The organism is Aliishimia ponticola (genome assembly GCF_004803475.1).
In the GTDB taxonomy this organism is placed as follows: Bacteria; Pseudomonadota; Alphaproteobacteria; order Rhodobacterales; family Rhodobacteraceae; genus Aliishimia; species Aliishimia ponticola.
The window spans coordinates 34,942-47,695 of the sequence record NZ_SRKY01000001.1; the positions used below are offsets into that span (position 1 = coordinate 34,942).

Here is a 12,754-nt window from a genome sequence, read left to right on the forward strand (position 1 = left end):
GAGGGGATCCAGCGCAAGGCATCGGGCATCGCAACCAATAGGCCCGTGCCATGGAATACCTGATCGATAGTCTTGGCGACGCGGGCGCGCTGGCCCTTGCTGGCGCGCTTGTCGGGCTGCTTTTCGGCATCTTCGCCGAGCGGTCCGAGTTTTGCCTGCGCGCCTCCACCGTCGAGGTCGCCGAGGGCCGCCCGGCGGGGCGGCTTGCGGTCTGGTTGCTGGCATTTTTCGCCGCGCTGGGCACGGTCCAGCTTGCGCAATTCGTGGGGCTGATGGACTTGGGCGAAGCGCGCGCGCTGGCCGCCACCGGCAGTATGAGCGGGGCGATTATCGGCGGCTTGATGTTCGGGGTCGGCATGATCCTTGCACGGGGCTGTGCCTCGCGCCTGCTGGTGCTGGCGTCGACGGGCAATCTGCGGGCGCTGGTTTCCGGCCTGATCCTGACGCTGGTGGCGCAAACGGCCTATAAGGGCGTGCTGAGCCCGTCGCGGGAGTATCTGTCGGGGTTATGGACGGTGCCGGGCGGCCCGGCGCGCTCCCTGGCGGCGCAATTGGGTCTGGGGCAGGGGCTGGCAGCAGCGCTGGCCCTTGCGGGCTTTGCCGCCGCGTGGTGGTTCGCCGCGCGCTGCGAGGTGTCGCGCGGCAAACGGCTGATGGCCGCCGGGGTCGGGCTGGCGGTCATGCTTGGCTGGCTCCTGACCTATCTCATCGCGCAGACCTCGTTCGAGGTGGTCCCGATCTCGTCCGTGACCTTCACTGGCCCGGCCACCGATACGCTGATGGTGCTGGTGGATCAGCCCGGCATCACCCTGTCATTCGGGATCGGGCTGGTGCCCGGCGTCGCCATTGGCGCGGGGGCCAGCGCGCTTTTCGCCCGCCGGTGGGCGATCCAGCGCTTTGGCGCCAACACGCCGATGGAGCGTTACTTGCTGGGCGCGGTCCTGATGGGGTTCGGCGCAATGCTGGCCGGGGGCTGCGCTGTCGGCGCGGGCCTGTCGGGCGGCGCGGCGCTGTCGCTGACTGCATGGCTGGCCGTCTTCTGCATGTGGGTCGGCGCCATGGCGACACATCTGCTGCTTGCACGCACCACGGCCCTGCGCCCGGTGGCCTGACACCGCCAAGGTGGCGGTGCCCGGCAACAGCCCCCGTCTAAGGCCGGTAGGCCGCGTCTTGCAGCCAGCCGTGATACCCGCCCTGAAGGATCAGCACGTTGTCCATCCCCGCGACCCGCAGCCCGAACCCGGCCTGCGCGGACAGCGCCCCGGTATTGCAGAACAAGATCACCTTGCGATCCTGCGGCAGTTCATCGACACGGGCGAACAGGGTGCGCCACTCCATGTGATGTGCGCCGGGAATGGTCCCCTGCGCCACCTGCGCCTCGCTGCGCGTGTCGATAAAGGTCACGGCATCGAAGATGTCCTGCGTCAGCTGCTGCGGCAGGATGATCCTGGCCTCATAAGGCGCGAAATCGGCGTAGTCCTGCATTGTACCAAGCAAATCCGCTTCCTCGGCAGCGACCGGCGTGGACAGGCCAAGCGCAATCAGGGCTGCGCGCAGGATCATTCCCATTCCATCTGCTCATACACGCGGCCTGCATTCTTGGTCGCAAGTTCCTCGAACGTGTCGAGATTGGCATAGGGCGATTGGTCCACGTAATAGGCCTCTGCCAAATCGCCACCCGCATCGATATGCGCGCGGATTTGGCCGCGCAGATATTCAAGGTAGCCCTTGGTGTAGCGACGCACCTGGTCCATGTTGGTCGGATGCCCATGCCCGGGGATCACATAGGTCGCGCCCAGTGGTTCGAACGCGCTGTCCCATGTTTCCAGCCAATCGGCGGTGATCGTATCCTCGAAGATCGGCAGCATCCGCTCATGGAAGGCCATGTCGCCCGCGATGACGAGGCTTTGTTCCGGCAGCCAGACAGAGATATCGCCGGGGCTATGCGCCGGACCAAGATAGCGCACCTCGATTGGGAAATCGCCGAAATCGACGGTATAGCTGTCGCTAAAGGTCTGGGTCGGGCCTTGCAGATAGGTGCCTTCGGACTTGTCGCGATTATAACGCTCCATCCCCGCAAGGATCTGCGCGCCATATTCCTCGAACTCGTGCGCCGCGTCCTCATGGGCAAGGATCGGTACGCCCTGTTCCGCCCAGTAGGAATTGCCCAGCATCGCGTGGCCCTGACCGTTCTCGTCGATGACCAGTTTCACCGGTTGGTCGGTAACCTGCCGGATTTCATCATGCAAGGCTTTGGCAAGGATATAGGCCGCGCCGCCATTCACCACGACCACACCGTCGCCCGTGACGATAAAGCTGAGATTGTTGTTATGCCCGGTATTCTCATAGGTCGGTGGCGCTGTGGCACCAATCGCCGACCAGACATACGGGATCACCTCGACCGGTTTCGAATATAGCGGCGAGCCGGGATATTGATCCGCGATATCCTCGCTGGCGAGGGACAGGGCAGGCAGTGCGGCGGTCAAAGCCGCGAGACAACAGGTCAGGCGCATCATGCGTCCTCCTGCACAAAGCGGTAGGCATCGCCAGCAAGCTCCACCCGGCCCAAGCCGCCGCCGGGCAGGTGAAAGCCGACCGCGCGCATCTTTTCGTTTGCGAGCCGGTCCAGCAGTTGCATCCGTGTCTGCGCCGCCAGCGGGCCGTCCTGATCCGATCCGCTTTCCCAATCGGGGCGGGCGAAGGCCACATGGTGATTGCCAATCGCATCGCCGATCACCAGCGCGCTGTCAGACCCGTTGCGCAGTTCGAACGACATGTGGCCCGGCGTATGACCGTGGCTGGCGATGGACGCGATCCCCGGCAGGATTTCCTGACCCGGATCGAAGAATTCCACCATGCTTTCAAGCGCTTCCAGACGACGCTTGGCACCGACGGCAAAGGCCGCACGCGCGTCGCCAATGGTGTTCACCGTTTCGGGGTTCCACCAGTAATCCCACTCGGCCCGGCCCATCATATAGGTCGCTTCCGGCAAAAGCGGCTCGTCGAAATCGTCGAGCAGCCCCCAGATGTGATCTGGATGCGCATGGGTAAAGACCACATGGGTTACATCCTCCGGGCTGATCCCGGCGGTTTCCATCCCCTCCAGCAAGGTGCCGGCAGTGGGCATGAAATCGGGGCCGGAGCCGATGTCGAACAGCACCGTATTGGTGCCATCGCGATACAGCGCAAGGTTGCATTCCGGGGTCAATGGGCCGTCCGCAATGCCATATTGGTCAAGGATCGGGGCCAGCGCATCCTTGGGCATGGGCGCAAAGATGAAATCGGCGGGCAGGGTGAGATGACCGTCGCTGACGGTGGTCAGTGTGCCTGCGCCCAAAGGCACATTGGCAAGACTGCGATGGGCAAACAGGGGGGACGTGGCAGCGGCAGCCGCCGCCTGCAAAAAGTGGCGCCGGGTAAGTGGCATGCGAAACTCCTCCAAATATTCGCATCCGAGAATATATCGCGCATCTCGATGCCGCAAGCCGTCAGGTGAGAAGATCACCGGGGCGGCAATCGGGCGGCACCGCTTGCGCCAGGCGCAGCATGTGCCAGCCGATCACCAGATTGGAGGACAGGACCGGTAGGCCAAGACTGTCTTGCAGGCCGGGAATGATCTCGAAGCTGCGCAGATTGGTGCAGGACAGGAACACGGCATCCACCCCCGCACCTTGCACCAGGTTGTTGGCGGCACGGGCAATTGCGGCAGGGGCGATCCGGGCCACGCGCGCCTCATCCGCCTCTTCAAAGCTGCCAAAGACCGGTGTGGCGATACCCTGATCTGCCAGCAGACTGCGCAGATGGGCAGAGACCTCTTCGACATAGGGCGACAGAAAGGCCAGCCGGGTCAAACCGGCTTGGCGGCAGGCCGCGATAAGCGCGGACACGGGCTCGGTCACATGGGCGGTCCGGACCCCGGCGTGGATCAATTCAGCGATCCGGGCCTGACCGATCTGCGCCGTCCCGGAGGTGCAGCCATAGCCGGTGACGGCCAGCGCGTCCGTACCCGGCAGCAGCGCGGCGGCCCCGGTCAGATGCGCTTCCATCCGGGCGAGCGTGTCGCGCGTAACCTCCGGCGCGGACGGCACGCGGTTGACGAACAGGCTTAGACTGCGGGGCAGGATTTGGCGCAGTTCCGTTTCGATGGTCTCATCGGTTTGCAGAACCACCAGCCCCATCGCCTTGCGCGGTGTCCCGATCAGATCATAGTGCAAAGCAGCCATCGCGCGCCCTCTCTACAAGATCGGAATCTGGCGCGGCGCGGGCGCAGACAGATACGCCGCACCGATCTGCGTGATGACGATGTTTTCCTCGTGGACAATCATCCGACCGCCGGGCAACGGCGCGCTGGGCTCCAGCGTGAGGACCATGCCGGGGGTCAGTTCCGTCTGGTCGGCGGGGATCAGCGACGGCCATTCGGTCAGTTGCATCCCCAAGCCATGCCCCAGCCGTCCCGCGCCATTGGCATCGCCGATTACCTGCGCCATGGCGTGATACAGATCGGCGGCGCGGGCACCGGGACGGGCTGCGGCGAACCCGGCATCGCAGGCCTCAAGCGCGCAGGCATAGGCGGATCGAACCTCAGCCGTGGCCGGACCGACGCTGTAATTCCTGTCGAAATCGCAGAAATAGCCATCCTTGACCGCGCCGGTATCCAGCATCAACACATCGCCCGCCACCAATGGCGCGTCACTGGCGGGAGAGATCACATCCGCATACCCACCCTGATCTGCCGCGCCCGCAAGGTACGACACCCAGTCCGCCCCTTCCTCAAGGCACAACATCTGAAACCGGCGAAACACCTCGGACAGGGCCACACCTGTTGCAGCGATTTCCGGCACGCGGGCAAAGGCGCGGTCGGCGATGGCGCAGGTGGTGCGAATGCGGGCGATCTCGGCCTCTGACTTGACCATGCGCAAATGCCGCAGAATGGCACCGTCGCCGGTGAAAACCCGATCCGGCAGCGCTGCTTGCAGGCGCGCCCAATCGTCCAGCGGCATCCGCAAATGGCTTTCCATCCCGCTGGGCAGGCCAATCCGCGCGCCTTTGGGCACGGCGCCGCGCAGGGTATCGGCCAAGAGCGACACGCCATCATCGGCGTAATCGGGGGCGGACCAACAGCGGATATCGCTGAACCAGCTTTGCTGCATCAGATGCACGCCGATAGACGGGATGACCGCAATCGGATCGCCCGCGCTGGGCACGACCACGAACCAAGGCCGCGTCGGGCTTTCCCAAAAACGGGTGAGAAACCCGGTGAAATAGCGGACTTCCGGCTCTGTGGTCAAAAGCAGCGCCGTCAGATCATGCCCGGCCATGGCCTGCTGCGCGCGGTGCAGGCGGGCGCGGTACTCCTTGGGCGGAAAAAGCGCGGTCATGTCGCGGCGGCTTCGCTAAGGATCGCCAGCACGCGGGATGTGGGCCCAAGCCCGAATTGACCGGGCTGCGCCGCAATCAGCGCCGCCACGCCCGCCGCGCCAGAAGGGGTGGAGCCCATGTCGAAGCCCGCCGCCCAATCGGTGCCGCGCTGCGCCTCCTCCTCCGAGATCAGGGCGAAGTGGTCTGCGTCATGGGCCAGCCCCTTGAGCGCGATCAGCGACGGCTCTTTGCAATCTAGCCGCCCCATGATGGATACCGGCCCCTGCGTCGTCACCGGCGCGCAAGCTGCGATAGAGTCATGCAGCGCCGGGGCTGCGTCGGGTTCGACCACGACGATGATCGGGCTGTCGCCCCATTCTTTTCGTGCCATCGCGGCGGCTGCCCCGGCCAGGCCGCCGACACCGGCTTGAAGAAAGATGTGAGTCGGGGGCTGCGGGATTTGTTCGAACACTTCGGCCATCAGCTTGGTGTAGCCTTCCATGAGGCGGTGCGGGCGATCCACGTAGCCGGGCCAGGAACTGTCCGACAGCAAGATCGCACCCTCATCCTGCGCGGCCTGCTGCGCCGCCGCCATGCTGTCCTCATAGGTTTCGCCCGCGCGCACCACTTGCGCGCCCAGATCACGCAGCCGGGCGGCAAAGCTTTCCGGCACTGTCTGGGACAGATAGATCACCGCCTGCGCCCCGAAGGCCGCGGCCCCGGCCGCCACCGACAGGCCGTGATTGCCGGCGCTCGCGGTGACATAGGTCTGACCGGCGGCGCGCCCATCCTCGTGATCGCAAGCGATCACATAGGCCGCCCCAAGCGCCTTGAAGCTGCCCAACCCCATACGGGGGCGTTCGTCCTTGATGTGCAGCGCGGCCACCCCGGCGGCCTTGGCAGCGGCGCGGGCATCGATCAGCGGGGTGGGTGGGGCCTCGCCGCAAAAGGTCGCGGTGCGCGCGGGGCGGTCTGAATCGACCGATGGCGCGGGAATCGATTCGAGCGTCGGATGCGGCAACTGGCTGGCGCGATAGGGGTTCTGCATACTGTCCATTTGGAAACCCTGCGGTATTGCGCCCATTCCCGCAATCATCGGCTGTGCAAACGGGACGAGTCGCGTTGACCTTCTGCCCGAAGTGGCTAGTCTGCAACCGCTGCAACATCTTGGGGGTTCTATGAGGCTGGGTCCGCGTATCCTGTGGAGCGTCACGCTCGTTTTGGGCCTCGCCGCCTGTAGTTTGCCCCGTGGGGCCGCTCTCCAATCAGAGATTCTGTCAGACCGGAAGGCCGAGGCCGAAAGCGCGGCGGAATTCGCAGTGCACAAGGTCGACAAGGCGTTTCTGGACCGGCTTGAAAGCTGGCCTTCGACCGGGCCGCACCGCCGCTGGCTGGCGCATTCCCATAGCCGCGCCACCGATCTGATCGCGCCGGGCGATACGGTGAACGTGCAAATCTGGGACAGTAGCGAGAATTCGATTCTGACCTCGGAAGGGGAGCGCGTCGCGGATATCCGGGGCGTCAAGGTATCGCCGCAGGGAATGGTGTTCCTGCCCTATATCGGTCGCATCCGAATCGCGGGCATGACCGAAGAGGCCGCGCGCAACCGTATCCAGCGCGAAACCGAAAAAGCCGCGCCGCTGGCGCAGGTCATTCTGACGGTCGAGACCGGGGTGAAACGCTCTGCCGATCTTGTGGGCGGTGTGTCCGCACCGGGCAGCTACGATATTCCCGACAGCCATTTCACGCTGCTCAACCTGATCTCGGCGGGCGGCGGCGTATCGGAAAGCCTGCGCAACCCGCAAGTGTCCCTGATCCGGCGCGGCACGCGCTACACGACGTCTCTTGATACGGTGTATCAGAAGCCGGATGCCGATGTGGTGATCGCGGGAGGTGACAAGGTCATTATCGAACAGGATGATCGCTACTTCCGTGCGCTGGGCGCGACCGGGGGCGATGCGCTGCATTACTTCCCCTCTGAAAACCTGACCGCGCTGGATGCGCTCGCCTTGATCGGCGGGCTGGAGGCGTCACGCGCCGATCCCAAGGGCATCCTGATCTTCCGCGAATACGACGCCGACAAGGTGGGCGGCAGCGGGCCAGAGCAAGCGCGCACCGTCTTCGTGATCGACCTGACCTCTGCCGATGGCACCTTCAGCGCGGGCAAGTTCGACATCGCGCCCAAGGACACGGTTCTGGTCACGGAAAGCCCGGTCACGAACGCGCGCACGATCTTCGGTCTGATTGGGTCCGCCTTCGGGCTGGTCAGCACCGTCAACAACAATACCTGACCGCAGGCTCGGATATTGCCAAAACCGCTGTTTCCTTCCGACCCGTTTCCACTGTCAAAGCGTCTGTTCGATCTGGCTCTTGTGCTGATCACAGCGCCGCTGACGCTGGCGATCGGGGCCGTGATCTGCGTGCTGCTGCTGGTGCGCGAAGGCCGCCCGATTTTCTACCGCGCCCATCGGTCGGGGCAGGGCGGGCGCGTGTTCAAGGCGTTGAAATTCCGCACCATGCGCGAATTGTCCGACGACGAGGACAACTCGGGCGTTTCCGGCGGGGACAAGACCTTTCGCATCTCGCGCTTCTCCGGCTTTCTGCGCCGCACCCGGCTGGATGAGTTGCCGCAGCTGGTGAACGTGCTGAAGGGCGATATGTCCCTTGTCGGGCCGCGCCCGCCCGATCCGGCCTATGTGGACCGGTTCCCGGACATCTACGCCACGGTCCTGCGCAGCCGTCCGGGGCTGACGGGGCTGGCCACCTTGCACATGCACCGGTTCGAAGACCGGGTCCTGCGCGGGTGCACAACGGCGGCGGAAACCGATGCGGTCTATTGCCGCCGGTGCATCCCGCGCAAGGCCCGCCTTGACCTGATGTACCGCGAACGCATCCAGCGCCCCGGCGTGGTCTGCTATGACAGTCTGATCATCGCGCGCTCTGTCCGGTCGGTGCTGAAATAGGCTCGGCAACCTGTCGCCTGTTCCCCACAGACCACCAGCGAAACCGTGCCTCTGCCGCCCGAAAGAGTTGCGCGCTTACCCCCTGTTGAGTATGAAACCCGACGCGGGGCAGGCTTTTGGGACGTAGAAATGTGTACGATATGTCAACAAGTTAACCTTTTCGAGAAGGACTGTTTCCTGTCGCCGAACCAGCTTCGCGCGGAGTACGACGAAGGCAGCGATGCCACGGACAATTACTGGTCCGGCAGTTCCGAATACACGATCTCTTCGGGGGATAGCTTCGAAGGATACCTGTCGCTCGACGATTTCGATGTGATCGATATCTACCTGACCGCCGGGACGCGGTACACGATTTCGATGGAACAACATTCGTTCTTCACCTCGGGCAGCGTCGATGATCCGCTTCTTTTCGTCGTCGATGATGACGGCTACGAGGTCGCCTATAACGATGACGTCGATTTCTACGGTGGAAATTACAACGCGGAACTGTCCTTTACCGCTGGCTATACCGGGCTGCACCGCATCGTCGCGACGACCCACAACACCTATTACTATGAATACGAGGCTGACACGGGCTTTTACCGGCTCGAAGCGGCGGAAGCGGACGAGCTGACAGAATGGGATTTCGATGCCATCGCCACGCAGCTCAATTACGGCGGCTGGGAAGGCTATAGCTATTCTTGGAACATCTCTCCGGGCGACACGCTGACATTCGATGTCTCGGACCTGACCAGCGACGGCAAGGATCTGGCGCGCACCGCGCTTGAGGCATGGACCTCTGTGACCGGTATCGCGTTCAACGAAGTGACCTCGGGCGGGCAGATCGTCTTCGACGACGACCAAAATGGCGCCTTCGCACAGTTCAACACGACCAATGGCTATATCACATCGGCATCGGTGAATGTCGAAACCGATTGGATCACCACCTATGGCACTGCGTTGAACGATTACGCCTTCCAGACCTATATCCACGAGATCGGGCACGCGCTGGGTCTGGCCCATGCGGGCGATTACGATGGCAGCGCGGTCTATGGGGTGAACAACCTTTATCTGAACGACAGCTGGCAGCAGACGGTGATGTCCTATTTCGATCAGGACGATAACACCTATGTCGATGCGACAGAGGCTTACGTCACAACGCCGCAGATCGCCGATATCCTTGCCGTGCAAGAACTTTACGGCGTGGCGGGCGACATCCGCACCGGCGACACGACCTATGGCGACAACGGCAATGTCGGCAACTATTACGACGATCTGGCCGATCTGGGGAATGTGACCTTTACCATCCTTGACGATGGCGGGATCGATACGCTGGACACGTCCAGTCACACCGGCAACCAGACCGTTTCGCTGGAGGCTGAAACCTTTTCCAGCATCTTTGGCGAGACCGGAAATCTGGGCATCGCCCGCGGCACGGTCATCGAAAACTACGAAGGCGGCAGCGCGGCCGATACAGTCACCGGCAATGCCGCTGACAATGTGATCAACGGCAATAACGGCAATGACTCTTTGTATGGCCGCGAAGGTAACGACACCATCAATGGCGGTGGCGGCGCGGACCGTGTGGTCGGCAATGAGGGGGATGACACGCTCTATGGCGGCGCTGGCAACGACATCCTGAAAGGCAAGGCCGGGAACAACACGCTGATGGGCGAGGCGGGCAATGACCTGTTGGTTGGCGCGGATGACGGCACCGACGTACTGATGGGCGGGGGCGGGTCCGACACGCTGTCGGGCCTCAGCGGGGCCGACACCCTTCAGGGCGAGGATGGCGACGATTTCCTTTATGGCGGGCTGGGCAGCGACACGCTGGACGGCGGCGAGGGCGACGACATCCTGCGTGGCAACCGCAACAACGACACGCTGGATGGCGCAGAGGGCAGCGACAGCGTCTATGGCGGTGGCGGCAATGATACCGTGCTTGGTGGCGACGGCCGCGATTACCTGCTGGGTGAGAACGGCGATGACAGCCTTGACGGTGGCCTTGGCGACGACAACCTGACCGGCGGCGACGGTGCCGATACCTTCATCTATATGGATGGCGGCTATGGCTATGACCGCGTGCTGGACTTTGAAAACGGCACCGACCTGATCGACCTGAGCGATTTCGGCCTGTCCGGCATCGGCGATGTGAACGCCCTTGCGGCAGATGTTTCTGCCGGGGTGCGGATCAAGTTCAGCGCAGGCAATGTGCTGCTGCTTGAAGGCATCACAGAGTCGCAGCTGGATGCCAGCGACTTCATTTTCTAAAGGCTGGAACTGACAGCAGGGTCAGGAAGTCGGGGCGGATGGCTTTGGCCGAATGCCCCAAAACGAGTCCGGGGCAGGACGGGGGTCAGACCCGCCCGTCCACGATATCCTTGTAAAGTCCCAGCACCTGACGGCGATAGATATCGGGATAGGACCACGTCTCATGGTCTTCCCACAGCGGCTCCAGCCCCTTGTAGTCCGCCGCCATCTCGATGATCGCATCGGCCCAGGCTTCGACCTCTTCCGGGACGAAGCGGATACCGTCCATCCCCATACGCTCGGCTTGCGTTTTCAGGCCCACGGTTTCAGAGGACAGGATCTTGTACCGCATGATCGCGTATTCGGCGAATTTCAGCGACGGCGCGTATTCATGATATTCGTGGTTCATGAAGGCCAGACCGATGCCCGGATATTCCCGCAGCAACTCGTAAAGCTCCAGCCGGGGGAGCTTGCCGTGATAGACCACATCCGGGTTCGCATTCAGCTGACGGCTTTGGTCATCCTTGGTCGGACCGGCCACGCGCATGACGATCCGGCGCGCGCCCTTGCTGACTGCCTCTGCTTGCTTTTCGCTGACGCGGGCGAAGACATCGATCAGGAACTGGGATTTCCGGTTGGCTGGCTTGAGAGAGCCGATGAACCAGACGTTCACCTCCTCATCTACATTCGCTGGCTCGCGCGCGTCGCCTTCCGGCAACTGGTCATAGCCCAGATCGATGATGTGCTTGGGCTTCGTGATCTTGTCGTGGTTCGTTTCGACCGCCCAGGGGTTCCCCGCAAGATGATGAACGAAAGGCTGCATCGCCCGGTTCAGCCACATCTTCCGCTTGGATCGCGCGCCCTTCGCCAGATTGACGGAGCGGTGGTCCATGATGATCTTGGCCTTGGAGCCAACCAGCATCAGCCCAAGGCGGATGCAGATCGCCAGCGCGGCGTTCTGCTGCCGGTAGAAGATGTGGATGACGTCAATATCCGCCTGCTTGGCCTTGCGGGCGATCCGCAGACCATAGCGCAGCCACGTCCGGTTCCATTCCAGCCGTAGGTATTCGGCCCCCTGACGTGCTTCGATATGATACTTGTTCTTGGGGAAGTCGGCGACGATGACCCGGTCGATTTCAGGGCTCTGCACCGACAAGCGGGGGAAGATGTCCGCCGCATTCGCGCCGGCATCGCCCATAACCCAAGACGTAACGTACAAGACCCTCATGGCGTGTCCTTCTAGGATAGACCGTCGTCGCGCTGTGCGGATCAGCGTGGCAGAACGCGGATCGCGGTGATCGTCTGGCGCGGGTTCAGCTTGAGTTGGCCACCGTTGCGAATGTCCTTCGTGTTGAAGGTCTTGCCCTCGGAATTCATGATGCAGAACTGCACCGCCAATCCCTGCGGCATCGCAAAGCTGAGCATCTCGGTATTTTCAAGACGCAGCGGCTCCTTGCCAAGTGCCACGCCTGTCGCCGTCCCGTCACGGCGGGTTTGGGCCACGCCGATTTCGATCCCATCGGGCGCGTGCAGACGCACTTCGGTCATCCCGATGGGTTTATGCAGCCCCCAGGACCAGCTTGCCGCGATGTTGCGGCGCACCCGGTCTTCGTGGATCACCTCGACCTCATAGCCCTCAAGCTCGGGGAAGGATTTGTTCACGGCATTCACAATGCGGCTGTCATCATCGGCGGTAAACGCCCAGACCCGGCCAATCACGAACAGCTTCAGCCCGCGTTCTTCGGTGATCTTGTAGACATTGCGCACGATATCCGGCCAGCCACCGGCGAAATCGTCACCGCAGACGATCGCATCATCGGTGAAGAAAGGGCTGAAGAAGTCATAGTTGTTCGTCCAGCCCGGATCGCCATGGGTGGCATCGTCGAAATAGAACCCGATCTTGTCGGACCATGTGTCTTTGACCACGTCAGGCGCGAAGCCCTGGTGGATGGTCAGGTTCTGAATACCGGTCGTGTATTTCTCGAACGCTTCGCGGCTCAGATCGATGCCCAGTCGTTCGCGCACCCATGGGGCAGGCTCGAATGTGTCGATCGTATGCATGGGCGCGCTTTCATCTACGCGGCCCGCATCGATTGCGTTTGTCGAGGACCCGAACAGGGGCCCAACCTCCAGAAAACACCCGGATTTACGTTCAGCGGCAAGGGCTTGCAGGAATTGCAGCCCAGCCAGTGTCATTGTGCGTG

General features: G+C 62.9%; 12 protein-coding genes. 4 read left to right on the top strand and 8 right to left on the bottom strand.

From position 1 onward, the window contains the following. The first annotated feature begins 50 nt into the window (after window positions 1-50). On the top strand, window positions 51-1,112 hold the full coding sequence (locus E4Z66_RS00185; RefSeq protein ID WP_136460925.1) for a YeeE/YedE family protein: 1,062 nt from the start codon (window positions 51-53) through the stop codon (window positions 1,110-1,112). 37 nt (window positions 1,113-1,149) lie between these two features. Here the strand turns inward: E4Z66_RS00185 and E4Z66_RS00190 are convergent, their stop codons facing one another. The 6 genes from E4Z66_RS00190 to E4Z66_RS00215 all read right to left on the bottom strand — a co-directional run bounded on the left by E4Z66_RS00190 (window position 1,150) and on the right by E4Z66_RS00215 (window position 6,415). After that, a complete protein-coding gene (locus E4Z66_RS00190; protein ID WP_168797687.1) occupies window positions 1,150-1,563 on the bottom strand; it encodes a rhodanese-like domain-containing protein in 414 nt (137 codons plus the stop codon). Next, window positions 1,560-2,516, bottom strand: a complete 957-nt coding sequence (locus E4Z66_RS00195; RefSeq protein ID WP_136460927.1) for an MBL fold metallo-hydrolase — start codon at window positions 2,514-2,516, stop codon at window positions 1,560-1,562. The genes E4Z66_RS00190 and E4Z66_RS00195 overlap by 4 nt, the downstream gene beginning before the upstream one ends. Then, the gene (locus E4Z66_RS00200; protein ID WP_136460928.1) at window positions 2,513-3,427 is read right to left on the bottom strand and encodes an MBL fold metallo-hydrolase; all 915 of its coding nucleotides are present in this window, start codon (window positions 3,425-3,427) and stop codon (window positions 2,513-2,515) included. The genes E4Z66_RS00195 and E4Z66_RS00200 overlap by 4 nt, the downstream gene beginning before the upstream one ends. 61 nt (window positions 3,428-3,488) lie before the next feature. After that, window positions 3,489-4,223: a maleate cis-trans isomerase family protein gene (locus tag E4Z66_RS00205; protein ID WP_136460929.1), complete on the bottom strand. Its 735-nt coding sequence runs from the start codon at window positions 4,221-4,223 to the stop codon at window positions 3,489-3,491. Window positions 4,224-4,235: 12 nt separating this feature from the next. Then, window positions 4,236-5,378, bottom strand: a complete 1,143-nt coding sequence (locus tag E4Z66_RS00210) for a M24 family metallopeptidase (protein ID WP_136460930.1) — start codon at window positions 5,376-5,378, stop codon at window positions 4,236-4,238. Beyond that, entirely contained in the window at window positions 5,375-6,415 is a 1,041-nt protein-coding gene (locus tag E4Z66_RS00215; RefSeq protein ID WP_136460931.1) for a pyridoxal-phosphate dependent enzyme, read from the bottom strand. The genes E4Z66_RS00210 and E4Z66_RS00215 overlap by 4 nt, the downstream gene beginning before the upstream one ends. A 121-nt stretch (window positions 6,416-6,536) precedes the next feature. Here E4Z66_RS00215 and E4Z66_RS00220 point away from each other — a divergent pair, with 121 nt between their 5' ends. The 3 genes from E4Z66_RS00220 (at window position 6,537) to E4Z66_RS00230 (ending at window position 10,571) form a co-directional block, all read left to right on the top strand. Next, window positions 6,537-7,649, top strand: coding sequence for a polysaccharide biosynthesis/export family protein (locus E4Z66_RS00220; RefSeq protein WP_136460932.1), 1,113 nt, complete (start codon window positions 6,537-6,539; stop codon window positions 7,647-7,649). Between the two features lie 15 nt (window positions 7,650-7,664). Then, complete coding sequence (locus tag E4Z66_RS00225; protein WP_246035816.1) at window positions 7,665-8,321, top strand: sugar transferase; 657 nt, start codon at window positions 7,665-7,667, stop codon at window positions 8,319-8,321. A gap of 129 nt (window positions 8,322-8,450) precedes the next feature. After that, window positions 8,451-10,571 carry a M10 family metallopeptidase gene (locus tag E4Z66_RS00230; protein ID WP_136460933.1) on the top strand — a complete coding sequence of 707 codons (2,121 nt, stop codon included), beginning with the start codon at window positions 8,451-8,453 and terminating at the stop codon, window positions 10,569-10,571. Between the two features lie 85 nt (window positions 10,572-10,656). On the opposite strand, the gene E4Z66_RS00235 is transcribed toward E4Z66_RS00230, so the two are convergent. Next, entirely contained in the window at window positions 10,657-11,778 is a 1,122-nt protein-coding gene (locus E4Z66_RS00235; protein WP_136460934.1) for a glycosyltransferase family protein, read from the bottom strand. A gap of 41 nt (window positions 11,779-11,819) precedes the next feature. Continuing rightward, a complete protein-coding gene (locus tag E4Z66_RS00240) occupies window positions 11,820-12,746 on the bottom strand; it encodes a hypothetical protein (RefSeq protein ID WP_211097087.1) in 927 nt (308 codons plus the stop codon). Between the last annotated feature and the right edge of the window lie 8 nt (window positions 12,747-12,754).